This window comes from uncultured Tateyamaria sp. (assembly GCF_947503465.1).
Classification (GTDB): Bacteria; Pseudomonadota; Alphaproteobacteria; order Rhodobacterales; family Rhodobacteraceae; genus Tateyamaria.
Map to the genome: position 1 here is coordinate 328,343 of NZ_CANNDN010000001.1, position 21,847 is coordinate 350,189.

Annotated in this window: 23 protein-coding genes and 1 tRNA gene; 9 read left to right on the plus strand and 15 right to left on the minus strand. The window is 60.1% G+C overall.

What is annotated here, in order from left to right:
* Nucleotide 1 precedes the first annotated feature (1 nt).
* Complete coding sequence (locus tag Q0844_RS01685; RefSeq protein ID WP_299041398.1) at nt 2-2,353, plus strand: TRAP transporter large permease subunit; 2,352 nt, start codon at nt 2-4, stop codon at nt 2,351-2,353.
* A gap of 133 nt (nt 2,354-2,486) precedes the next feature.
* On the opposite strand, the gene Q0844_RS01690 is transcribed toward Q0844_RS01685, so the two are convergent.
* The 4 genes from Q0844_RS01690 to Q0844_RS01705 all read right to left on the minus strand — a co-directional run bounded on the left by Q0844_RS01690 (nt 2,487) and on the right by Q0844_RS01705 (nt 4,880).
* On the minus strand, nt 2,487-3,305 hold the full coding sequence (locus tag Q0844_RS01690; protein WP_299041399.1) for an arginyltransferase: 819 nt from the start codon (nt 3,303-3,305) through the stop codon (nt 2,487-2,489).
* Between the two features lie 69 nt (nt 3,306-3,374).
* Nucleotides 3,375-3,809, minus strand: a complete 435-nt coding sequence (locus Q0844_RS01695) for an RDD family protein (protein ID WP_299041402.1) — start codon at nt 3,807-3,809, stop codon at nt 3,375-3,377.
* Nucleotides 3,810-3,863: 54 nt separating this feature from the next.
* Complete coding sequence (locus Q0844_RS01700; RefSeq protein WP_299041404.1) at nt 3,864-4,271, minus strand: DUF2852 domain-containing protein; 408 nt, start codon at nt 4,269-4,271, stop codon at nt 3,864-3,866.
* A 135-nt stretch (nt 4,272-4,406) separates the two neighbouring features.
* Nucleotides 4,407-4,880: a YbaK/EbsC family protein gene (locus Q0844_RS01705; RefSeq protein WP_299041406.1), complete on the minus strand. Its 474-nt coding sequence runs from the start codon at nt 4,878-4,880 to the stop codon at nt 4,407-4,409.
* Between the two features lie 78 nt (nt 4,881-4,958).
* On the opposite strand from Q0844_RS01705, the gene Q0844_RS01710 reads away from it, so the two are divergent.
* From Q0844_RS01710 to Q0844_RS01730, 5 genes are all read left to right on the plus strand, one after another.
* Nucleotides 4,959-7,712, plus strand: a complete 2,754-nt coding sequence (locus Q0844_RS01710) for a glutamine-synthetase adenylyltransferase (protein WP_299041409.1) — start codon at nt 4,959-4,961, stop codon at nt 7,710-7,712.
* Nucleotides 7,712-7,987, plus strand: coding sequence for a hypothetical protein (locus tag Q0844_RS01715; protein ID WP_299041411.1), 276 nt, complete (start codon nt 7,712-7,714; stop codon nt 7,985-7,987). Before Q0844_RS01710 ends, Q0844_RS01715 begins: the two co-directional genes overlap by 1 nt.
* Nucleotides 7,988-8,113: 126 nt before the next feature.
* A complete protein-coding gene (locus Q0844_RS01720; RefSeq protein WP_299041412.1) occupies nt 8,114-8,785 on the plus strand; it encodes a DUF6778 family protein in 672 nt (223 codons plus the stop codon).
* Nucleotides 8,786-8,824: 39 nt separating this feature from the next.
* Entirely contained in the window at nt 8,825-10,033 is a 1,209-nt protein-coding gene (locus Q0844_RS01725) for an RSP_2647 family RNA methyltransferase (protein ID WP_299041414.1), read from the plus strand.
* A complete protein-coding gene (locus tag Q0844_RS01730; RefSeq protein WP_299041416.1) occupies nt 10,030-10,578 on the plus strand; it encodes an RSP_2648 family PIN domain-containing protein in 549 nt (182 codons plus the stop codon). The genes Q0844_RS01725 and Q0844_RS01730 overlap by 4 nt, the downstream gene beginning before the upstream one ends.
* Here Q0844_RS01730 and Q0844_RS01735 read toward each other — a convergent pair.
* The 7 genes from Q0844_RS01735 to Q0844_RS01765 form a co-directional block, all read right to left on the minus strand.
* Nucleotides 10,575-11,270: a M48 family metalloprotease gene (locus tag Q0844_RS01735; RefSeq protein WP_299041419.1), complete on the minus strand. Its 696-nt coding sequence runs from the start codon at nt 11,268-11,270 to the stop codon at nt 10,575-10,577. The two genes, Q0844_RS01730 and Q0844_RS01735, sit on opposite strands and share 4 nt — an antisense overlap.
* Nucleotides 11,267-12,475, minus strand: coding sequence for a cytochrome P450 (locus tag Q0844_RS01740; protein ID WP_299041421.1), 1,209 nt, complete (start codon nt 12,473-12,475; stop codon nt 11,267-11,269). Before Q0844_RS01740 ends, Q0844_RS01735 begins: the two co-directional genes overlap by 4 nt.
* 37 nt (nt 12,476-12,512) lie before the next feature.
* On the minus strand, nt 12,513-13,700 hold the full coding sequence (locus Q0844_RS01745; protein WP_299041423.1) for a VWA domain-containing protein: 1,188 nt from the start codon (nt 13,698-13,700) through the stop codon (nt 12,513-12,515).
* A gap of 1 nt (nt 13,701) precedes the next feature.
* Nucleotides 13,702-13,872, minus strand: a complete 171-nt coding sequence (locus Q0844_RS01750) for an apolipoprotein acyltransferase (RefSeq protein WP_299041425.1) — start codon at nt 13,870-13,872, stop codon at nt 13,702-13,704.
* 34 nt (nt 13,873-13,906) lie between these two features.
* Nucleotides 13,907-15,265 carry a DUF2927 domain-containing protein gene (locus Q0844_RS01755; RefSeq protein WP_299041427.1) on the minus strand — a complete coding sequence of 453 codons (1,359 nt, stop codon included), beginning with the start codon at nt 15,263-15,265 and terminating at the stop codon, nt 13,907-13,909.
* Nucleotides 15,266-15,270: 5 nt separating this feature from the next.
* Nucleotides 15,271-15,726 carry a GNAT family N-acetyltransferase gene (locus Q0844_RS01760; RefSeq protein WP_299041429.1) on the minus strand — a complete coding sequence of 152 codons (456 nt, stop codon included), beginning with the start codon at nt 15,724-15,726 and terminating at the stop codon, nt 15,271-15,273.
* 191 nt (nt 15,727-15,917) lie between these two features.
* Nucleotides 15,918-16,757 carry a MoxR family ATPase gene (locus Q0844_RS01765; RefSeq protein WP_299041430.1) on the minus strand — a complete coding sequence of 280 codons (840 nt, stop codon included), beginning with the start codon at nt 16,755-16,757 and terminating at the stop codon, nt 15,918-15,920.
* Nucleotides 16,758-16,906: 149 nt separating this feature from the next.
* Between Q0844_RS01765 and dksA the strand changes: the two genes are divergently transcribed.
* Nucleotides 16,907-17,362, plus strand: a complete 456-nt coding sequence (dksA, locus tag Q0844_RS01770; RefSeq protein ID WP_299041431.1) for an RNA polymerase-binding protein DksA — start codon at nt 16,907-16,909, stop codon at nt 17,360-17,362.
* Between the two features lie 51 nt (nt 17,363-17,413).
* On the opposite strand, the gene Q0844_RS01775 is transcribed toward dksA, so the two are convergent.
* The gene (locus tag Q0844_RS01775; RefSeq protein WP_299041434.1) at nt 17,414-18,457 is read right to left on the minus strand and encodes an ornithine cyclodeaminase; all 1,044 of its coding nucleotides are present in this window, start codon (nt 18,455-18,457) and stop codon (nt 17,414-17,416) included.
* An 11-nt stretch (nt 18,458-18,468) separates the two neighbouring features.
* On the minus strand, nt 18,469-19,389 hold the full coding sequence (gene rocF, locus Q0844_RS01780; protein WP_299041436.1) for an arginase: 921 nt from the start codon (nt 19,387-19,389) through the stop codon (nt 18,469-18,471).
* 105 nt (nt 19,390-19,494) lie between these two features.
* Between rocF and Q0844_RS01785 the strand changes: the two genes are divergently transcribed.
* Entirely contained in the window at nt 19,495-19,920 is a 426-nt protein-coding gene (locus Q0844_RS01785; RefSeq protein ID WP_299041439.1) for an Lrp/AsnC family transcriptional regulator, read from the plus strand.
* Here the strand turns inward: Q0844_RS01785 and Q0844_RS01790 are convergent.
* Together Q0844_RS01790 and Q0844_RS01795 are read right to left on the minus strand one after the other, a co-directional pair.
* On the minus strand, nt 19,901-20,371 hold the full coding sequence (locus tag Q0844_RS01790) for a disulfide bond formation protein B (protein ID WP_299041441.1): 471 nt from the start codon (nt 20,369-20,371) through the stop codon (nt 19,901-19,903). The genes Q0844_RS01785 and Q0844_RS01790 overlap by 20 nt on opposite strands.
* A complete protein-coding gene (locus tag Q0844_RS01795) occupies nt 20,368-20,946 on the minus strand; it encodes a YqaA family protein (RefSeq protein WP_299041446.1) in 579 nt (192 codons plus the stop codon). The genes Q0844_RS01790 and Q0844_RS01795 overlap by 4 nt, the downstream gene beginning before the upstream one ends.
* A gap of 88 nt (nt 20,947-21,034) precedes the next feature.
* On the opposite strand from Q0844_RS01795, the gene Q0844_RS01800 reads away from it, so the two are divergent.
* Nucleotides 21,035-21,120 (plus strand) — tRNA-Leu (locus Q0844_RS01800).
* The last annotated feature ends 727 nt before the right edge of the window (nt 21,121-21,847 follow it).

Consider the following 21,847-nt stretch of genomic DNA (forward strand, 5'->3'; position numbering starts at 1 on the left):
TATGTTTGGACTTGATGGCGTAGAGATCGGCCTGATCATCGTCTTTATCTGCCTCTTTGGCGGTATTCTTTCCGGGTTTCCGGTGGCCTTTGCGATCGCGGGGGCCGGGGTCATCTCCTTCGGGATCATTGCGTCGCTGGATAGTGCGGGGCTCTTGATCCACCAGGCGATTGACGAGGGCAGCCAGGCCTATCGTGATCTGGTGAATTCCGGGATCAAGGCAGATACGATCAGTATCTTCCGATACCCGGAATTGCCGAGGATCGAAGAACCCGTGTTTCCTTCGGGCTGGGAAGTGGCGCTGGACCGCAATGTATCCTTCGTCGTGAACCGCATGAACGAACGCGTTCTCGCGGGGCAGTCGATCGAGACGTTGCTGGCGGTGCTGATGTTCGTGCTGATGGGCATTACGCTCGAACGCTCGAAAATCGCCAACGACCTCCTGACCACCATGGCGCGCGTCTTTGGCCCGCTGCCCGGCGGTCTGGCTGTGTCAATTGTCGTTGTGGGTGCATTCCTTGCCGCCTCGACCGGCATCGTGGGCGCGACCGTGGTGACAATGGGCCTGCTGGCGCTGCCGACCATGCTGCGCAACAACTACTCGCCCGAGATTGCCACGGGTGTGATCGCGGCGTCGGGCACGCTGGGGCAGATCATTCCGCCATCCATCGTGATCGTGCTGTTGGGCACGCTGGCGGGCGATCTTTATTCCGCCGCACAGGAAAGCCGCGCACAGGTGGCGGGCTGTACGGATGCGCTCACATATCTGGGCGAACCGGCGGTTCTGTCTGTGGGCACACTCTTTCAGGCGGCGCTGCTGCCGGGGATCATGCTGGCACTTCTTTATGCGCTCTATGCCTTTGGCTATGCACTGCTGAATCCGGAGAAGGCACCTGCCGTTGAAATGGGGGCGACGAACGCGGAACCCATCACGCGCGGTGAAGCCTTCACATGGTTCCTGGGCGCACCTGTTCTGATCGTTGTGGGTACGATATTGCTGGGCAACCTCAACATCGTGGGCAGCCAGTCGACCTCGGTGTCGTCCTTCTCGGATGTCGGGGCGTCGGCCAGCTTGCGCACGAATGTGGGCCCGGAATGTCAGGCCTCCATGATCGAACTGCATGGACAAGAGGCATGGGATGCGGCCGTCGACCAACAGGCCGAGATTGACGCCGCTGGCGTGTCGACGCAAAGCGAAGCGTTGAGCGAAGAACAGATCGCCGCGAACATCCAAGCCAAGGTTGATAATGCTGCGCCGATCGGCACAGGCACAGCGATCCTGTTGATCCTGCTGGGTCTGATCTTGACCACGGCCAAGGGCATCGCGCCCAGCAAGGAAAATCAGCCACTGATCATCGGAGGCATCGGTGTTGTGCTCGCACTGCTGGCGGACATTGTCCTGATCGGACCGCTGAACAGCGCAGGCTACTACGTGTTCGTGATGTTCATTCCGTTTGCACTGATCCTCTATGGGGTGGTCGAAGGTGTGAAACGCTGCGCCAAAAACGAATTGGTGCGCGTGGTCTTCCCGCCGCTGATCCTGATCGTCGCGGTGCTGGGCTCGATCCTTGGCGGCATCACCAACCCGACGCCCGCCGCGGCACTTGGGGCAGGGGGCGCGATCATGCTCGCCGCCTACCGCAAGCTGACGGACATGGACCGCAGCCCGAAGGTGATCATCTGGTCCACGTTGGCTATCGTGATCTGTATCCTTGTCGGCATCAACTTTGATCTGCGTATCAACCAGGACGGCGTGTCGGCGCAAAGCTGGTTCGCCTTCGTCGTAGCCTATGGCGCGTATCTCTACGCTCTGTTCGGTCTGCTGTTCTCGTGCTGGATTTTGTATACTTCGGGCGTTCTGTCGCCGGTTGTACGGGAGACGGCCAAGGTCACGTCGATGGTGTTCACCATTCTCATCGGCTCGCAGCTTCTGAACCTTGTGGTGATCTCCTTCGGGGGCGAGCATTACATCCAGCAGTTCCTCAAGTCCTTCGACAACGAGTTCACGGTCTTCCTGATCGTGATGTTGGTGCTGTTCATTCTGGGCTTCGTGCTCGACTTCCTCGAGATCATCTACATCGTGATCCCGATTGTCGGACCCGTGATTTACGGCGGCACGTTCGATCCCAAGTGGGTGACGATCATGATCGCGGTGAACCTGCAAACGTCCTTCCTGACGCCGCCCTTTGGCTTTGCGCTGTTTTATCTGCGGGGGGTCGCACCAAAGGAAGTGACAACAGGCCATATCTATCGGGGGATCGTTCCCTTCGTATTGATCCAGGTCGCCGGTCTTGCGCTGTTGTGGACGTTCCCGGGCATCGTGACGTTGGTCCCGGATCTGATCCCGAACTGACGATACGCATGTGATCCAGCGGAAAGGGCGGCCCATGGGCCGCCCTTGTTACATTTTATTGATAGAGGGCGCGTGCGCGCCATTGGGGCGCTGCCCCAAACCCCGAAGTATTTTGGGCCAGAAGAACGTGCGATCAGCGCGTCGGGCGTGTATCGGGCAGCGAGATGTTGGCGACCTGTTCCGCAATCGGATCGGTCGAGAGGGGGTGCGTGTCCGGGCTGAAACTTTCGGGATCACGCATCTTTTGCCAGCGCCCCCCGAGATAAACCTCGAGCCCGGAGAATTTGGATTTGTAGCCCATCTTCTGACTACCCGGCACCCAGTAGCCGAGGTAGACATAAGGCAGATTTGCCTCTTGCGCGATCTTCACGTGATCGAGGATCATGTAGGTGCCCAGTGACTGACGTTGCATGTCCGGGGCGTAAAAGCTGTAGACCATGCTGAGCCCATCGGTCAGCACATCCGTCAAGCTGACGCCGATAAGGTCGCCCGCGTCCTTGTCTACATATTCGATGACCCGGCTGCGGATCGGGGTCTCTTCGATCATGGCTGCAAATTCGAAGACATCCATGTCGGCCATACCGCCATCGGCGTGACGGCTGTCCAGATAGTCGCGGAAGAGGGCGTACTGATCCTCGGTCGCCCAGGGCGACGTCGCCTTGCGCTCCAGGTGCGCATTGCGCTTCAATGCGCGTTTCTGGCTTTTGGACAAGGAAAAGGCTGACACGTCGATGCGCGCCGACAAGCAGGCGGAACAGTCCGCACAAGACGGGCGGTACAGCACGTTTTGCGACCGGCGAAAGCCTTGCTGGCTGAGGCTGTCGTTCAGCTTCTCCGCGTTCTCTCCTTGTAGGGCGGTGAACAACTTCCGCTCCATCCGCCCGTCAAGATACGGGCAGGGCTGTGGCGCAGTCACATAGAACTGCGGAGCAAGGGGAAGCGTGTGGCGCATGTGTATCCAGCGAGACTACGGCGCAGATGATATCAGCGCAGACTTTGCTGGCAAGTGTATTGCGTCCGCTCAGGCCCGCGCGCGTCGATTGAGTGCCGCGCTGCCCATGACAATATCCGTCAGGCCCTGGCCCCGGTTCGACGTTGCCATCAGCACGATGGAGATCAACTGCAGCGGGGCGACCGCCCAGCTTGCGGTGTATCCCAGCGTGTGCAGGAACGCCTGACCCAGGTCCAGCCGTGCGCCGGACGCGTCGCGGATTTCGATGGCCATCAGGCGCATACCCCAGGTCGCGGAGCCGGTTGCCAGGGTGATCGTGCGATACATGAAACTGACCACGGCGTAGAGGCCAAGGAAGAAAAACAGCGCCAGGAAGGCCGTGAATGGCACGATAAGGAGGCTGAAGACGCCGATGATGATCGTGTCAATGATCCAGGCCATGAACCGTTTGCCCGTAACGTCACGGTAGAACTGGGGCTGCGTGATGGGATCGGCGAGGTGCATCTTTGGCTCCGATAAAGGTGGGAGAAGGGCCCCGTTCGGACGGGGCCAATCTGATCAATCTTCGTTTTTGGCTGCGCTGGCGCGCTCGTCCATGAACTGGTCGAACTCTGCCTTGTCCTTGGCCTCGCGCAAACGCTCGAGGAAGGCTTCGAAATTGTGCTGTTCCTCTTCCAGCCGGCGCAGCGTGTCGGCCTTGTAGGCGTCAAATGCCGAGTTGCCGGTCGAGCGCATTGTGGTCATCGCACCGCCCATGCGGCGCGTCGTGCAGGACTTGGAAAACATGCGTTTGCTCCAGATCATATAGGCCAGAAGGGCAAGGCCCACGGGCCAGAAGAAGATGAAACCGAGGACCATCGCCGCGATCCAGGCACCCTTGCCGCGGTCGTCAAGCCAGCGTTCGGTCTTGGAAAACCAGCCGCCTGCGCTGTGTTGGGCGGGGGCAGTGGTGGACATGGACGTCATTTTCGAACCTTTCGCAAGATGCGGGGTCGGCGCCCCGGTGATGATGTATGACAGTATGTGAAGCCGTTTCACATTATATAGATTGGGGTCCGTGCACTGTGATGCAAGGCTTAATGTAAATCTTTTTCACATAGTTCAGTTTTGAGATGTAAAATCAGCGTCTTGTGCGCCGGAAATTCGGCGTAGATCGCCCGGATTGGCGCAGAATACGTGGTGAGGTGTTCCGGCAGCGGCCCAGACGACATCGAAGTCGGACAAACGTGCGTCAAAATAGGCTGCGATTGGTGTGAGGTGCCCCACCGGCGACACGCCCCCGATGGCAAAACCGGTCTGTGCCCGGATGAGTGCGGCGTCCGCCTTGCCCAATGCCTCGCCAGCGACCTGCATGGCCTTGTCTGCATCGACCGTGTTGGCTCCGGCGGTGATGAACAGGATGGCCCGTCCGCTGTCTGCACCACGAAAGATGATGGATTTGGCGATCTGGTCAATCTCGCAGCCGATGGCTTGGGCCGCATCAGCCGCCGTTCGGGCCAATGGCGTTTCTACGATCTGGGTCGCGAGTCCTGCGGCGTCCAGCGCCGCGCGTACGCGTTTCAGGCTCTTGCTCATGGGGCAGAACAATGTCCGCAGACCGGCGGCGCTGCAAGGGCCATTGACGACGACGTCCGGGGATTTGATGGTGCCCGCATGCGACTGGCTGATCATATCACGCGGATGCCACGTCCCTTTGATCGCGATCGGGGCGAATCTGCTGCCTTGGCGGTTCCCGGTTTGCCGGATGATCTGCGCGCACTTCTGACCGGAACTGCCGGGTGCAGTCCGTACCTGGCTGGGGTGATCGAGAAAGAAGCGGCGTGGCTGCCCGAAGCGTTGGAGGATGTCGAAGGTTCCGTCGGACGGGCGCTTCTTCGCCCGGATGTTGCGCCTGGAGGCTTGAAAGCCGCACTTCGGCAGGCAAAACGGCGTATCGCGCTGTTGGCTGGGCTGGCCGACCTGTCAGGGGCCTGGACGCTGGAGCAGGTCACGACCGCCTTGACCCACCTTGCCGATATGGCCTGCGAAACTGCACTGGAGTTTGCGTTGGCCGAGCAGGTGCGGCGTGGGAAACTGCCCAGTCCGGATGCGGGTCTGTTTGTGCTGGCGATGGGCAAGATGGGCGCGTTCGAGCTGAACTATTCCTCCGACATCGACCTGATTTGCCTGTTTGATGAAACCCGGCACGATCCGGCGGACTATGCAGCGGTGCGCAAGGCTTGCGTGCGCGCTGTGCAGGACATGTGCAAGACACTGAGTGATCTGACCGAGGACGGTTACGTGTTCCGTACGGATCTGCGACTTCGGCCTGACCCATCCGTCACGCCGGTCGTGCTGTCAACCGGCGCAGCGGAACGGTACTACGAGGGGCTTGGCCGGACATGGGAACGCGCGGCCTACATCAAGGCGCGTCCTTGCGCCGGCGACATCACGGCCGGCACGGCATTTCTGCAAGACATGCGTCCCTTTGTCTGGCGTCGCCACCTGGACTTTGCTGCCGTGCAGGACGCGCACGACATGCGATTGGCCATTCGCGCGCACAAGGGCACGGGTGGTCCGATCACGTTGCCCGGCCATGACATGAAGCTGGGGCGCGGCGGTATCCGCGAGATCGAGTTTTTCACGCAGACCCGTCAGTTGATCTCGGGCGGGCGCGATACCGATTTGCGGGTGCGCGACACGGTGACGGGGTTGGCCCGGCTGGCGGACAAGGGGTGGGTACCTGGTGACGTTGCCACACAACTTACCGATCACTACCGGTATGCCCGCACGGTCGAACACCGCGTGCAAATGCAACGGGATGCCCAGACGCACAAGTTGCCCGGCAGTGACGAAGGCTTTGAGCGCCTTGCGGCGATGATGGCTACGGACCGTGCGGCGCTTGAGGCCGAGTTGAAGGAACGCCTGTCTGCCGTCCATGCAGAAACCGAAGGCTTCTTTGCCCCGGGCAAACCGCAGGCTGCGCCGGCCTTGGCGCTGGACGAGGCGATGCAGTCGCGCTGGCGTAGCTACCCGGCGTTGCGCAGTGAACGCGGTGCGGCACTGTTTGACCGGATCGAACCGATGCTGATGGACCGGCTTGGATCGGCAACCAAACCGCAAGAGGCGCTGGCCGCGTTCGACGGGTTTCTGGCGGGGCTACCCGCCGGTGTGCAACTTTTTTCCCTGTTCGAGGCGAACCCGCACCTTGTTGACCTGTTGGTTGATATCGTGGGGACGTCCCCGGCGCTGGCCCAATATCTGGCACGCAATGCTGCTGTTTTGGACGCGGTCATCGGCGGCAGTTTCTTTGATCCGTGGCCGGGTCTTGGGGCGCTGACCGGTATGGCGGCCAAGAGACTCGCCTCCGAGCCGGATTACGAAGCCAAGCTTGATGCCATTCGCTTGTGGGCCAAGGAATGGCATTTCCGTATTGGCGTACATCATCTGCGCCAACTTACATCTGCGCCGGAGGCTGGCCGCCAATATAATGATCTGGCCCGGGCCAGCGTCGCGGCACTTTGGCCTGAAGTGCAGGCGCATTTTGCCAAGCGTCACGGTCCTCCGCCAGGTCGTGGTGGTGTGATCCTTGGAATGGGCAGTCTGGGCGCGGGGTACCTGACGCCGCAATCCGACCTCGACCTGATCGTGATCTATGACGATGAGGGGGCAGACCAGTCGATGGGCGCGCGTCCACTGCAAAGCCGGATCTACTTTGCCCGCCTGACCCAGGCGATGATTACGGCCATCACCGCGCAGACCGCCCAAGGGCGCCTGTACGAGGCGGATATGAGGCTGCGGCCCTCGGGCAATCAGGGTCCTGTCGCCACCAGTTGGTCCAGTTTTCAGCGGTACCAGAAGGAGGACGCCTGGTTGTGGGAACATCTGGCACTGGTGCGGGCTGATGTGATTGCAGGGCCAAAAGCGCTTGCCAAGGATGTGTCCGCCTTCAGGCAAGACATAATGCAATGCCCGCGCGATGCGGCTCAGGTGCTGAAAGATTTGGCCGAGATGCGGGCGCGCATTGCCAGTGCAAAACAGCCAGCGTCACTCTGGGACGTCAAGATCGGTGCGGGCCGTCTTCAGGACATCGAACTTTTGGCACAAACCGGGGCTGTTCTGTCGGGCGACGTGCGGTCTGGTGTCAAGGACGGTCTGTCGGCCTGTGTCGCAGCAGGTGTGCTGAAGGACGCGGATGCACAACATCTTGGCACTACGCATGGTGTATTGTGGCGCGTGCAGATCGCGTCTCGACTGCTCAGCACCGGTACGGTCGATCTGGATACGTTGGGAACGGGGGGACGGGACGTGTTGTTGCGGGCGGTGGGATGCGAAACGCGAGTGGCGGCAGAACAGCAGTTGGCGGCGTTGACGCACACTTCCGCCCGTATCATTGACGCTGCAACGGGCAAGGAGCGGTCGGAGTGATGCACAAGGGCGATGAACTGGACCCCAAGGGGCTGATCTTCGAAGCCTATCGTATCGACGGGATCACGTTGGCCGAGTGCCGGACGATTTTTCTGGACTGGGCGCTCAGCGTGCCGGGTACGGACGTGCCGGCGGATCAGATCGCAGCCCTTTTGAACCAATACGGGTCCGCGCACCCGGACCATCCCATGACGCATACCTTGCGTGAAGGACAGAAAGGCACGGCCCAACCCCGCCGACGCGGAGGGTGGAGAAGCCGAAAGCGCGACGCCTGACACTGTTTGCTGCCGCAAAACAATCCTGCATTTGATCCGAATTTGTCCCAATTTTGCCTTAGTTCGCGCGCAGATTGCTCTTCAGAAACCACAGGCGCTATCCTTGTGCGCCGTCTGGAGACCAAGATGAAACGCATGAAACTGGTAATTCTGTTGGCAATGGGTGGCCTTGTGTCGGCCTGTGCGAACACGAATGTTGCCTCTCGCAACGTACCGTTCCAAACACCTGTGCTGCCGACAGCCCAGGTTGCGCCCGCTGAAACAGCCGCGCTGGTGGCCCCGCTGACGGATGTCCGGGTGGAAAATGTGACCGTGCGTGTGCCCCGCAGCCTGTCCGTGTCCGAAGCCAACCGGTATCTGCCCAAGGGCGACATCGTCTGGCGCGGTGACCCCATCGGTGATCGCCACGCGCAAGTTGCGGCCATCTTTGACACGGCCATCCGCCGCGGTATCGAGCCGCTGGACGGCACTGTTCCCGTCTCCCTCGACATCAAGGTTCTGCGTTTTCACGCCCTGACGGAGAAAGCGCGCTACACCGTGGGCGGCGTCCACAACATCGGGTTCGAACTGTCGATCCTGCACCCCGAAACAGGTGCCTTGTTGACCGAACCGCGCATCGTGCGTGCCGATCTGGACGCCTTTGGCGGCACGCAGGCCCTGCAGGCCGAAGCGCGCGGCCTAACACAGAAGGTGCGCATCACCAGCCATCTGGCCGAAGTGATCCGCCAGGAGCTGACCACGGCAGACGGGTACAAGAACCCGCAACTGGGGTTCATCCAGGCGCTGAACCAAATCTGATCTTTCACAGGATCGCCGATAGGATTAGAGGAGGGCGCCATGACAGCGCCCTTTTCCACGTCTGACCGTCCCCGATTGCGCATGCGCCCGAAGACCGACGCGCGACGCATCCGCCATGGGTTTCCTTGGGTCTATGCCAACGAAGTGGTCCTGGACCGCCGGACCAAGGCCTTGGCACCAGGTACACTTGTCGTGCTGGAAGATGCGGACCGAAACCCCCTTGGGCTTGTGGCCGTGAACCCAATGTCAAAGATCGTGGGCCGGATGCTGGACCGGGATATCGGCGCGGCGATCGATCAAGGCTGGTTCGAGGCGCGGCTTGCCCGTGCGCTTGCCCTGCGAGAAACCCTTTTTGACGCGCCGTACTATCGCCTCGTTCATGCCGAAGCAGATGGGCTGCCGGGCGTCATTATTGATCGTTTTGGCGATCTGGCGGTGATCCAGGCCAATGCCGCCTGGGCTGATCAACGACTTGGCGATTTGGCCACCGCTGTTCAGGCTGTGACCGGGATCGGCACACTGATCAAGAATAGCGCCGGGCGCACGCGGTCACTTGAAGGGCTGGATGATCAGAACGCGGTCCTGTCCGGCGCATTGCCGAAAGGGCCACTTCCCGTACCGATGAACGGCGCCACATACATGGCTGATGTCGCGGGTGGACAAAAAACGGGGCTCTTTTTTGACCAGCGCCCGAACCACGCCTTTGCGCAATCCGTCGCGCGGGATGCGCGGGTTCTGGACGTGTTTTCTCATGTTGGCGGGTTCGGGCTTGCCGCTTTGGCGGGTGGGGCCCGGCATGCGCTTTGCGTGGATGGGTCGGCCCCGGCGCTGGCGCTTGCAGAAAAAGGGGCCGCGGCCACGGACGCTTTGGCCCGTTTTGACACGCGGCAAGGCGATGCCTTTGACGTTCTGGCGACGCTGCAGGAGGAAGGCGCGACATTTGACCTGGTGATTTGCGATCCGCCCGCCTTTGCCCCGTCGAAACAGGCATTGGAGGCGGGGCTGCGTGCCTATGAACGCATTGCGCGGCTGGCTGCGCCCCTGGTGGCCGAGGGCGGCGTTTTGGGGCTGTGCAGCTGTTCACATGCAGCGGACCTGTCCCGGTTTCGGTCCGCATCCGTGCGTGGGATCGGGCGGGCAGGTCGCGCACCTGTATTGCTGCACACCGGCTTTGCAGGGCCGGACCATCCGCAACTGCCGCAATTGGCCGAAAGCGGTTATCTCAAGGCACTGTTCTTTCGCCTATGAAAGTGCTGATCGATGCCAATGTGCTTTACCCTACGGTGATGCGGGAAGTGGTTCTGGGTGTTGCCGCTGCGGGCGTATTTCAACCACAATGGTCTGCACGCATCCTCGAGGAATGGGCACACGCCGCCGCACGGTTGGGCCCGGACGCGGAGGCGCAGGCCAGGTCCGACATTGCCATGCTGTCGTTCCGGTGGCCAAAGGCGCAAATTCAGTACGCGCCGGAACTTGAGCATCGGCTGTGGTTGCCTGACCCATCGGATGTACACGTGTTGGCCGCCGCAATCGCAGGGTCGGCTGACATCATCCTGACGTCGAACGCCAAGGACTTTCCGCGCAACATTCTGGCAGAGGAAGGCCTGTCGCGTGCTGATCCGGATGGTTTTCTGCTTGGCTGTTTCGAAGCGAACCCCGACGCAGTGGCACCGGTGGTCCTGTCGGTCCTGAGCGAGGCGCGTCGATTGTCCAGCGAAGATTGGACCGTCCGCAGCTTGATGAAGAAGGCGCGCCTGCCACGACTGGGCAAAGCGGTAGAACGGGCAGGTTAGGGTGTCGGAAGGCTTTTCCACTTGGCGTCCAGTGCCTCAAGCGCCTTGATCCGATCCTGCGTCTTGGGGTGGCTCATCAGCCATGCAGGTACTGCGCCGGAATTGGATTTCGTCAACACTTCAAGCTTCTGAAACAGCGAGATCTGCGGACCGATCCCGATGCCCGCCTTCGTCAGAAGGGCAGCGGCATATGCGTCCGCCTCGTATTCGTCGCCTCGCGACAGCCGGGCCGCCAGCAAGGTGGTCAGCGCATTTGCAATCATGACGCCAATGCCGGGGATAAAGCGCGACAGCACCATGGCAAGGGCGGTGCGCAGTGCGTTCTGTCCGGAGAAGTCGATCATCCTGCGGCGACTATGCCCCAGGGCCACGTGCCCCAACTCGTGTGCGATAACGCTTGCCATTTCCGACGCCGACACCGCTCCCTGCCGGAACTTGTTGTAAAACCCCCGAGTGATAAAGATGCGACCATCCGGTGCGGCCAGCCCGTTGACCGGCTCTATCTCGTAGATGTGGACGCGAATCCGGTCCAGATCCAGCGCCGCCGCCATCTGATCGCACATCTGCCGCAACATCGGGTCAGCCAGTTCGGTCGATTGTGCATCAAGTTCGCGCGCTGTGCGCCACACGGAAAAGCGGTACATGACCAGCCCATACACGAGGGCCAGAAGGATGGGCATAAACTTGATCATGCAGCAGATATGGGGGCGTTTTGCGTCGACGGCAAGCGCGTCTGTGCGTCCCACCGGACGGGTACTGTCAGGGGGCCGCGAAACGCCCAGCCAGCAAAGCGGACATCCGATGTAAGCCGCAAATTCGGCAACTGCTCGAACAGCATGGGTAGGGCGTGATCCGCGATCAAGCTGCGCGATGCGGCAGCGCCTGCGCAGAAATGGGGCCCCGCGCCGAACGGGATGGCGGGACCGGTGTCGCGGGTCAGATCGAACCGGTCCGGATCGGCGAAATGCGCCGCGTCCCGACAGGCCGACCCAAACATGAAAAAGATCAGATCATCCTGTTCGAATTCGACGCCGCAAGCGGTATCTGCGCGCGCAACCCGGCGCGGCGACATCCCGATCGGCGCGACAAGGCGCACATATTCGTCAAAGGCATTCTGCCATGTGGCCGTACCATTCAGGATCATCTGGTACTGGTCGCGATGCGACAGCAGTGCCCAGACAGTGCCTGCAATCGCATCGCGTGGTTCGTTTTGCCCGCCACCGATGATCACCCGCACATTCCCTGCAATCTCGTCCACACTCAGCCCGGCTTGATCGAGGACAGAAATGATGGACATGTCGGGTGCAGCACGCAATTCGGGCAAACGGCGTTTGATCAATTCCATAACCCGTTCGGCATAGGCATAGCCAAGTGCGTCGACCTTCGGGTCGCGCTGGTAATTTGCGGCAGCGTCCAACATGGCCTGACTGGCGGCATCCATCTCCGCGGCTTCCATATTGGTCAGACCTGTCATCAGGCGCAGCGCATCCGCTGATACCGGCATGGCAAAGTCCGTCACCAGGTCGCACTGACCAAGTTCCTTCAACCGGTCAATATGTCCTTGGACGATGTCCTTGAACAGCGGCGCCAGCACGTCCCGCACGGTGCGGGGGCTGAGGGCCGGGAACAGTGCCTTGCGTTCGCGCATGTGCGCCTGGCCGTCCTTGCGCATCATGTTCTCGCCCATGACTTTTGTCAGCAAACCGTTCGGTTGGTGGCTTGAGAACAGGTCGACCCGCTTTTCTTCGCGGAACACGTCATCGCGTCGGGTAAAAAGGGTCGCACCAAGTTCCGGCACAAAGCAAACGGGTGTCTTGTCGCGCATCTGCGCGAGCGTGGGGTAGGGGTTCGCATGAAATGCGGCGGGATCAATGTGAATTGTGGGTGCGGATGACATACCGCATGCTACGCTGACGTTTTGTAACCAAAAAGGGCTAGCGGGTCAGGGCGCGCATACCGCGGCTGAGCCCTTCGAGGGTCATGGGGACCATTGTGTCGACGCCAAAGACTTCCTGGATCATGCTGATCGAATGCGTGTAGGGCCAGTATTTCTCTGGCACCGGGTTGATCCACAGGTTTGACGCCCATTGATCGCGGGCACGGGCCAGCCAGACTTGCCCCGCCTCCTGGTTCCAATGTTCGTTCGCGCCGCCGGGATAGGCAATCTCATACGGGGACATGCTGGCGTCGCCCACAAAGATGCATTTGTAGTCGGGTCCGTAGGTGCGCAGAATGTCATGCGTGGGCGTTTGTGCGTCCCAGCGACGGCGGTTGTCGCGCCAGACGCCTTCGTAGAGACAGTTGTGGAAGTAGAAATGTTCGAGGTGTTTGAACTCGGACTTGGCCGCCGAAAACAACTCTTCCACGATCTTCACGTGCGGGTCCATACTCCCGCCCACGTCAAGAAACAGCAATACCTTTACCGCATTGCGCCGCTCTGGGCGGGTTTTGACGTCAAGATAGCCGTGTTCGGCGGTGGCCCGGATCGTGCCGTTCAGGTCCAGCTCTTCCGCTGCGCCGTCGCGTGCCCAGCGGCGCAGGCGTTTCAGCGCCACCTTGATGTTGCGAGTGCCAAGTTCAACTGTGTCGTCCAAATTCTTGAATTCGCGCTTGTCCCAGACTTTGACGGCACGCTGATGGCGGCTTTCTTTCTGGCCGATGCGCACGCCTTCGGGGTTGTAGCCATAGGCGCCGAAGGGGGACGTGCCGGCGGTGCCCACCCATTTGTTGCCGCCTTGATGGCGACCTTTCTGTTCTTCCAGCCGCTTCTTGAGCGTTTCCATCAGCTTGTCGAAGCCTCCTAACGCCTCGATCTCTTTGCGCTCTTCCTCGGACAGGTGCTTTTCGGCCAGCTTTTCCAACCAATCTTGCGGGATGTCGACGGCCTCCAGCACCTGATCGATGCTGATCTGTTCCAGCCCTTCGAATGCGGCGGCAAACGCGCGGTCGAACTTGTCGATATTGCGTTCGTCCTTCACCATCGCGACGCGGGCGAGGTAATAAAACGCCTCAACATCATATGTCGCCAAACCTGCCTTCATCCCTTCCAGAAAAACGAGAAATTCGCGCAGGCTGACGGGCACGCCGTTCTTTCGCAGGCTTTCAAAGAAGGGCAGGAACATGTCAGCCCCGCATGGCGCGGTCGATGAGAACGGTCGCAATCATGCCGACGATGACAAAAGCCAGCGCGTATCCAGCGGCATATTGGAGGATATCGAGCCGATTACCGTTCCGCTTGCGCGCCGTAAATCCGCCGACCAATGCGCCAAGGATGGCGGCGATGATAACGATCATTTTGCTTGCCTCTCAATGCGTTGGGGCGGCAAGTTCAACCCTTGAGAGGGCTCAGCGACGAAATTTCGCGCAGTTTGGCCCGTACCGCCCAATCCGAGCCGAATCCGTAGCGCGCCCACCCCAGGCTGTCCAGCCTGACGGTGCGTGCTTCGGCGGTGCGGCCCTGCAAATCCAGAGCTTCGGCACGCAGCAGAAGGAGGGTCGAAAGCAGGGCCGCGTTTTCGTTTCGCGCGGCGCGATCAATATGGGGGGCCAGCGTGACCAAGGCGGTGTCCCCATCGCCACGGCTGATGGCGTATGCAGCCAGCTGCGTGGCCACATAGGCGCGGTGCAGGTTTGCGCCAGGCGTAGCGGCATAGAACTGGTCGGCTGCCCGAAAGTGGGACTGGGCGGCACTGGGATCGCTGGACAACAGCAGACGACCATTGGCGTAATGGGCGAACGCCCGACGATGATCGCGCCAACCCATCGCGCGGGCAATCTCCAGCGCGCGATTGGCGGCCTCGCGCCGTTGCGGAATGGTTGCACCCGGCCCCAGCGCGGTCTGCACGGCCTGGCTCCAAGCACGCGGCGTGCGGGTTGCGTATTTGGCGGGCAGGTTTTCCCCGGCCGGATTGATGCGGGCAAAGATCTGCGGCAACCGTTCCGCCACCTGACCACGGGACATGCCCGAGCGCAGTTCCGGCGCGTAATACGCACGAAGCATCAGCATATCAAAGCCGGTCAGAACCGTGTGCACATTGTCGTCATTAAAGACGCTGTCGGGCAGACGGTACAGGTCATTGAGCGGGCCGATGGCTTGTGCCAGTTCCTCGTGCAGACAGTCGCGTACTTCTTGCGGACTGGCATCATTGGGCAGGAAGATGGCAAGTTGCTTTCGGGTGCGCAGGTTGCTCCAGCTGGTGCGTGGCGTGCGGCGGTTGGGTTTGTACTCTGAAATCGTCGTGATGTTCGGAACCACGAAACACGCGGCATGGGGCAGGGCCTTGCGGATCTCCTTGCGCGACACCGCTTCGATGGTGATGTTGGCACGGTTGCCGGGCGCGGCTTCGTAGATGTCAATCTTGGCCTCGGTGCGCAACCGGTGCATCAGGCGGCGCAAATCAGTGCCAAGGGATGCGGGCGGTTGGCCGGTGACGCGGACCGAAATGGGCCCTTCAAACCGGGTGAAAACGGGCAGGTTGCGACCGGATTCCAACTGAAAGCTCAGTTCGATGAAATCGAGGGCCAGATCGTTGTTGGACCGAATGGGCTTGTCCGGGCGCGGCGCACCAAAGGTTTTCATCGGCGGCAAATCGCTGCCAGCCCCGAGTGCGCGGGTGGGTGTGTCACCGGGCGTGACAGGCACGCAGGCGTTGAGCAACAGAACGAAAGGCAGAACAAAACGGCGCATCTGGGTCATCTCCGATCATACTTGATGAAGGGGGTCAGGGTTCCGATGCGATCATATAGCTTGCGGGCTTCTGCGTTGAATTCCTGCGTCAACCAATAGACCGAAGGCGCACCTGCAGTGTCGGCCGCTCCGTACACGGCTTCGATCAGCGCGCGCCCGATCCCGCGACCACGTACAGATGGGTCAGCGTAAAGGTCTTGCAGGTAACAGACGTTTTCGACTTTCCAGCCATGGCGGTGAAACAGGAAATGAGCAAGGCCCACCAGCGTGCCATTCTGTTCCGCAACCAGCCCATTGAAGTCGATTGGGTCATCGCTCAACAGGCGATCAAAATACGTATCAAAAACGTTTTGCGGAAGACTGGTGTTGTAAAAGGCAAGATACGCTGCCCACAGATCATCCCACGCGGGGCGATCCGACGAGATAAGAGGGCGCACAACAAGTGCGTCTGAACCGGTCATTATTACTGCCTGCCTGCCTTTTAGCTTTTTGGATGCGGGCGTTTTCGCCTCTCATCACGGTCAAGGTATGGAGCATTGAAGGCAAAAGAAAGACATTTTATCCACAAGCGCTTCCGGTTCCGGGCCTGCGGTGGAAATGTGGCCGAAAAGACTCGCCTTTCGGCCCGACATTTACGTAAGCGAAATGCGCGTCAGCGCTGGCCCCGCGCCATGAAGGCAAGACGTTCAAACAGGTGCACGTCCTGTTCGTTTTTCAGCAGCGCGCCATGCAGTTTGGGCAGCGCGGATGCGCCATCTGACTTGAGGTCCTCGGCGCTCATATCCTCTGCCAAAAGCAGCTTGAGCCAATCAAGCACTTCGGAGGTGGACGGCTTTTTCTTCAGTCCCTGTTGGTCGCGGATGTCAAAGAATTGGGTCAGCGCGGTGGTCAGCAGACTTTCTTTGATCCCCGGATGGTGCACGGCCACGATCTGCTTCATCGTGTCCATGTCCGGAAAGCGGATGTAGTGGAAGAAACAGCGGCGCAGGAAGGCGTCGGGCAGTTCCTTTTCGTTGTTGGAGGTGATGATGACCACGGGGCGCTGACGGGCCTGGATCGTCTCTCCGGTCTCGTAGACAAAGAACTCCATCTTATCGAGTTCCTGCAACAGGTCATTGGGAAATTCGATGTCGGCCTTGTCGATCTCGTCGATCAGCAGGACCACTTTCTCGTCCGCATCGAAGGCTTCCCACAGCTTGCCCTTCTTGATGTAGTTGGACACGTCATGGACCTTGTCCTCGCCCAATTGGCTGTCGCGCAGGCGGCTGACCGCATCATACTCGTACAGGCCCTGCTGCGCGCGCGTGGTCGACTTGATGTTCCATTCAATCAGGTGCAGACCCAACCCGCGTGCCACTTGCTTGGCCAGTTCGGTCTTGCCGGTGCCCGGCTCCCCCTTCACCAGCAAGGGCCGTTCAAGCGTGACGGCAGCGTTCACCGCAATGGTCAGATCATCGGTGGCGACATAGGCATCTGTGCCTTGGAATTTCATGTGGGTTCATCCTGTTGCGGCAAACTGTTCATCACGCAGCTTTTAGCCAATGTGGTGCGGGAATGGGTAGTGACAATTCCAAATCCCTCGGATAGACGCTGCGGCAGGGAGACGGTCGGGGCAAGCACAGGACCAACTGGGGAGCCGTCATGGCCAACGTCAGTCGCATCGAGGGGAAGCAAATGAAACAGGAAGTGTTCCTGCCGGACGATTACCGTCCCGCAGAAGACGAGCCGTTCATGAACGACCGGCAGGTTGAGTATTTTCGCCGTAAATTGTTGAACTGGAAATCCGAGCTGCTGGCCGGCAGCCGGGATACGATCGAAGGTCTGCAGGACGGGACACGCAACATCCCCGATGTGGCCGACCGCGCGTCCGAAGAAACCGACCGCGCGTTGGAACTGCGCACCCGCGACCGCCAGCGCAAGCTGGTCGCGAAGATCGACAGCGCCCTGCGGCGTATCGACGAAGGTGAGTACGGATACTGCATTGTTACGGGCGAACCGATTTCGCTGAAACGTCTGGATGCGCGTCCGATCGCAACCATGAGCCTTGAGGCGCAAGAACGTCACGAGCGCCGCGAAAAAGTGCACCGCGACGACTGATCCCGTCGCATGTTGGAAGTTGGAAGGGCGCGCTTTGTGGCGCGCCCTTTTTCACGCGGCAGATCGCTGCAGCATGCCAAACAGATCGCGCGGATCGTTGGGGTCGGCCAGCAGGTCCAGCGGGTGAAAGAAGCTTGTGCCTTCGATCTGGTCCCGAACAAAACGCAGGGCCGAGAAATCCTCGATTGCGAACCCGACACTATCGAAGATCGTGATCTGTTTGTCTGATGTGCGTCCCCGCGCCTGGCCTGCAAGGACCTGCCAAATTTCTGTCACCGGGTGGTCGTCCGCAAGCTGCTGAATATCGCCCTCAATCCGCGTCTGTGGGGGATATTCGACAAAAATGTCGCCGCGCTTCAGGATCGCCGGGGCAATTTCCGTTTTGCCCGGACAGTCGCCGCCAATGGCATTGATGTGCACGCCTGCGCCGACCATGTTGTCCGTGAGGATCGTGGCATAGGCTTTGTCCGCTGTGCAGGTGGTCAAAATCTGAGCACCTTCGATTGCCTCCTCGGCCGAGGTGCAGGCTGTAACGCGCAGGCCGGAACCGGCAAGGTTGGCTGCGCATTTGGCCGTGGCGTTGGCGTCAATGTCGTACAATCGCACCTCGCTGATGCCTGCGATGGCCTGCATCGCAATGGATTGGAATTCCGACTGTGCGCCGTTCCCGATCATCGCCATCGTGGTCGCTCCCGCAGGGGCTAGGGTACGGGCCACCAATGCGGACGTGGCCGCCGTGCGCAAAGCGGTCAGCATGGTCATTTCGGTCAGCAGGACCGGATACCCGGTCGTTACGTCCGCAAGCAGGCCAAAGGCGGTTACGGTTTGCAGCCCGTCTGCCGTGTTCTTGGGGTGCCCGTTCACATATTTGAACCCATAGGTTTCGCCGTCTGATGTCGGCATCAGTTCGATCACGCCTTCGGCCGAGTGCGAGGCCACGCGCGGTGTCTTGTCGAACAGGTCCCATCGTTTGAAGTCGTCTTCGATGTAACCCGCAAGGCCGCGCATCATGTCCTGGACACCGACATGGTGGATCAACTGCATCATGTGGTCGACCGAAACAAAGGGCACGAGGGCCTTGTCCGAGGGTTTCATCCCAGTTCCTTTCAATAGGCGCGGGTGGGGCGATCAAAGACGCGGCGGCCAAAGGCCGAGGCGACAAGATCCACCATCAGTTGCGCGGTACGGCCCCGTTCATCCAGAAAGGGGTTCAGTTCCACGATATCCAGTGATGTCATCAGGCGGCTGTCGCAGATCATCTCCATCACCAGGTGCCCTTCGCGGATGGTGGCGCCGCCGGGAACGGTTGTTCCGACCGCTGGCGCCGCCGACGGGTCCAGAAAATCAACGTCAAGCGAGACATGCAGCAAACCGTTTGCAGCAGCGACGCGGTCCAGAAAGGCCGCGAGTGGTTTGGCGATGCCATGTTCGTCGATGTGCCGCATGTCGACGCAGGTTATGTCGGTCAACTCGATGGCCGCCCGTTCTTCTGCATCGACAGAGCGCAGGCCCAACATGGCAATTTGGTCATGGGGGACCGGATTTGTGATTGCCGGAAAGCCGTCGAACCCGTTCCGCCCGGTCACGTAGCCAAGCGGCGTGCCATGCAGGTTGCCTGAAGTGGTCGTAGCCGGTGTGTGATAGTCGGTATGCGCGTCAAGCCAGAGAACAAAAAGCGGACGATCCGCGCGGGCTGCAGCGTTCGCCATCCCGCGCACGGTACCAAGGGCAAGCGCATGATCGCCGCCCATGAAAATCGGAACCATGCCCGCCTCGGTTCCCTCTGCAACGTCAGACAGGGCCTGCGTCCAGGCAATGGTTTCCTGCGGCGCATGCAAATGGCCGCATGCCGTTTCGGCAAAGGGGGCAGGGCGTACATTGCCTTTATCGGCCACGTGGTGGCCAAGATCTGACAGGGCCGTCTCGAGCCCTGCGGTGCGCAGGGCGTCAGGGCCCATCAGGCAGCCTCGGCTTTCTTTGCCGCTATCCATCGGAGCGCCGATCAGGGTGATGGTTTGGGGTGTCATTCCGCGCCTCATGCTTCGTTGCGCCAAAGGTTTGCTCAAATCGTGTCGTAGACAAGTGTAAAGAATGATCGTATCGGAAGTAATTTGTACAATACGGATGTCAGAATGGACGAAACAGACAGCCGATTGATTGCGGCGTTGCGCCATGATGCGCGCGCCTCTCTGTCTGATTTGTCGATCCGGTTGGGTTTATCGCGGACGACGGTGCGGTCCCGGATCGAAAAGCTGCAGATGCGCGGCGATATCTTGGGCTTTACCGTGGTCTTGCGGGCCGATGCGGCGCGGGATCCGGTGCGGGGATTGATGATGATCGGGATCGAAGGGCGCGGAACCGAACGGATCATTCGCCAGCTCAACGGCATGGTCGAAGTGCGGGAAATTCATTCCACGAATGGTCGCTGGGACGTGATTGTCGAGATCGGGACCGAAACGCTCCAACAGTTCGATGAGGTCCTGTTTCGCATCAGACGGCTGGACGGCGTTGTGGCAAGCGAGACGTCGTTGCTGTTGTCTACGCGGAAGTCGGCCTGACCCGCAGGGCCGCGATCCAAAGCGCAGCCAGTATCAAAGAGATCACCATGTTCCAACCTGCCATGGACAGGCCCGCGAATTGCCACGCGATTTCGTCACAGCGGATCAGGGGTGCGGCCATAATCTGGTCGAACAGGGCGTCAGGATCAAGGTTGTTGATGGCACCCGCCGAACAACTGGTCGGACCATCCCACCAGCCTTGTTCGACGCCTACATGATACGCCCCGATACCTGCCGTCGCGAGAGCGGCCAGTGCGCCAAGGGCGATCAGTATCTGGAGCGGGACAAAGAGTGCGACCGCACCAAGGACGATCGCAGCCACATGCGGGTAGCGCTGCCAGATGCACATCTTGCACGGAGCGAGACCGCCCAGATGCTGAAAGGCAAACGCACCAAGCAATAGCGCGGCAGAGCCGCCCGCCGCCAAAATCACCCATCGCGCCTGTGTCATAGCGCCCCCACGGCAAGGAACCCGGCCACGAGGATCATTACAAACAGGATGAACATCAAGCCAAGCCGGCGTTCAATGAAATCACGAATAGGTGCGCCAAACTTCCAAAGCAGCACTGCGACAATGAAAAAGCGCAGGCCCCGGGCCAGGATGGACGTGGCGATGAACGTGGCCAGCGGCATTCCGGTCCAACCAGACATGATCGTGATGACCTTGTATGGAAACGGCGTGATCCCTGCCGTCAGCACCGCCCAAAAGCCGAAATCGTTGAAGCGCGCGTTGAAGGCCTGCATCGCGTCGGCCTTTCCCAGGCTTGCAAGAATCGGCTGACCCAGCGTTTCAAATGCCAGTGCGCCGATGGCATAGCCCAGCAAGCCGCCGAGCACGGACGCAACCAGGCAAGTTCCGGCAATCAGCCAAGCTCGTTGCGGAGCGGCCAAGATCATGGGGATCATCAAAACGTCCGGCGGGATCGGAAAGACCGAGCTTTCGATAAAAGAGACAAAGGCCAGCACCCAAAGTGCTTTGGGGTGGTTCGCCCAGCCCATGGTCCAGTCGTAAAGCCCACGTAACATGCGATGCGGCAGACCACGGGGACGGGACAAGGTCAAGTCGCTTTGCGCTTGCCCCGCTCGTTGCGTTTCGCTATCCGAAAGCCCTGAGGCCCAAGTGGCGGAATGGTAGACGCAGGGGATTCAAAATCCCCCGCCTTTGCGGGCGTGCCGGTTCGAGTCCGGCCTTGGGTACCAGCCTCATTCAACTGCGCGAAACTGGCGTCCGGTGGCGGCGTCACATTGTGCTGCAGCGGACGCTTCTGTTCCCTCTGACGCGCTTTAGAGACATGGGCCGCATTCCGCCTGAAACGATTCGGTGAAAGTGACCCGGCTTGTCTGTTTTCTGGCACTATTGAACCAATTCCTTCAGAATTGATCCCAGTTCGTGAACGTATGTTTTTCGGAAAATGGCAAAATCCGGGCGAACTCACATCCGGTCGATTGTTTCAAAACGAAAACCCGACGTTGAATCGCGTCATGCGCTAATTTCCGCCTAAACCCTTGTGGTGCAGTCATTTCGGCGCATTCTTGCGCATGCGGTCGGGTATGGAGGCAACAAAAATGCAACCGGAGATAGAACAATTGTTTACATCTTCGCGTCCAAACGGGGCAGTCTGACACCAAAGCCGACACTTTTCGGACATTTTTCCCTTTTTTTGCATCAAACGGGACCGTAAGAACATTCCTGCCCAACTGGGGGGCGATGTCTAAAGGTCACGGGGGCGACCGCACAGAACGCACTGAACGAAGTGCGGAGAATGTGTGCTCGCTGCGTTGCTCTGCAACGGCTGATGCATGTGTGTGTCGGGTCTGTCCCGCTGCGCGTGCGCGTGGGCCTACACTTTCCCTCAATTGTTCAGGCGTGCGTGTCGGTCGCCCAGTTGTCTGCCGCATTGCTTCGTCTTGGGTGTGAGTGAGTGAA

Excerpts from the sequence above, each read along its gene's own strand:
- Q0844_RS01685 (WP_299041398.1), top strand. The coding sequence starts at position 2 with ATGTTTGGACTTGATGGCGTAGAGATCGGCCTGATCATCGTCTTTATC.
- Q0844_RS01690 (WP_299041399.1), bottom strand. The coding sequence starts at position 3,305 with ATGCGCCACACGCTTCCCCTTGCTCCGCAGTTCTATGTGACTGCGCCA.
- Q0844_RS01695 (WP_299041402.1), bottom strand. The coding sequence starts at position 3,809 with ATGCACCTCGCCGATCCCATCACGCAGCCCCAGTTCTACCGTGACGTT.
- Q0844_RS01700 (WP_299041404.1), bottom strand. The coding sequence starts at position 4,271 with ATGACGTCCATGTCCACCACTGCCCCCGCCCAACACAGCGCAGGCGGC.
- Q0844_RS01705 (WP_299041406.1), bottom strand. The coding sequence starts at position 4,880 with ATGAGCAAGAGCCTGAAACGCGTACGCGCGGCGCTGGACGCCGCAGGA.
- Q0844_RS01710 (WP_299041409.1), top strand. The coding sequence starts at position 4,959 with ATGCGACTGGCTGATCATATCACGCGGATGCCACGTCCCTTTGATCGC.
- Q0844_RS01715 (WP_299041411.1), top strand. The coding sequence starts at position 7,712 with ATGCACAAGGGCGATGAACTGGACCCCAAGGGGCTGATCTTCGAAGCC.
- Q0844_RS01720 (WP_299041412.1), top strand. The coding sequence starts at position 8,114 with ATGAAACGCATGAAACTGGTAATTCTGTTGGCAATGGGTGGCCTTGTG.
- Q0844_RS01725 (WP_299041414.1), top strand. The coding sequence starts at position 8,825 with ATGACAGCGCCCTTTTCCACGTCTGACCGTCCCCGATTGCGCATGCGC.
- Q0844_RS01730 (WP_299041416.1), top strand. The coding sequence starts at position 10,030 with ATGAAAGTGCTGATCGATGCCAATGTGCTTTACCCTACGGTGATGCGG.
- Q0844_RS01735 (WP_299041419.1), bottom strand. The coding sequence starts at position 11,270 with ATGATCAAGTTTATGCCCATCCTTCTGGCCCTCGTGTATGGGCTGGTC.
- Q0844_RS01740 (WP_299041421.1), bottom strand. The coding sequence starts at position 12,475 with ATGTCATCCGCACCCACAATTCACATTGATCCCGCCGCATTTCATGCG.
- Q0844_RS01745 (WP_299041423.1), bottom strand. The coding sequence starts at position 13,700 with ATGTTCCTGCCCTTCTTTGAAAGCCTGCGAAAGAACGGCGTGCCCGTC.
- Q0844_RS01750 (WP_299041425.1), bottom strand. The coding sequence starts at position 13,872 with ATGATCGTTATCATCGCCGCCATCCTTGGCGCATTGGTCGGCGGATTT.
- Q0844_RS01755 (WP_299041427.1), bottom strand. The coding sequence starts at position 15,265 with ATGCGCCGTTTTGTTCTGCCTTTCGTTCTGTTGCTCAACGCCTGCGTG.
- Q0844_RS01760 (WP_299041429.1), bottom strand. The coding sequence starts at position 15,726 with ATGACCGGTTCAGACGCACTTGTTGTGCGCCCTCTTATCTCGTCGGAT.
- Q0844_RS01765 (WP_299041430.1), bottom strand. The coding sequence starts at position 16,757 with ATGAAATTCCAAGGCACAGATGCCTATGTCGCCACCGATGATCTGACC.
- dksA (WP_299041431.1), top strand. The coding sequence starts at position 16,907 with ATGGCCAACGTCAGTCGCATCGAGGGGAAGCAAATGAAACAGGAAGTG.
- Q0844_RS01775 (WP_299041434.1), bottom strand. The coding sequence starts at position 18,457 with ATGAAACCCTCGGACAAGGCCCTCGTGCCCTTTGTTTCGGTCGACCAC.
- rocF (WP_299041436.1), bottom strand. The coding sequence starts at position 19,389 with ATGACACCCCAAACCATCACCCTGATCGGCGCTCCGATGGATAGCGGC.
- Q0844_RS01785 (WP_299041439.1), top strand. The coding sequence starts at position 19,495 with ATGGACGAAACAGACAGCCGATTGATTGCGGCGTTGCGCCATGATGCG.
- Q0844_RS01790 (WP_299041441.1), bottom strand. The coding sequence starts at position 20,371 with ATGACACAGGCGCGATGGGTGATTTTGGCGGCGGGCGGCTCTGCCGCG.
- Q0844_RS01795 (WP_299041446.1), bottom strand. The coding sequence starts at position 20,946 with ATGTTACGTGGGCTTTACGACTGGACCATGGGCTGGGCGAACCACCCC.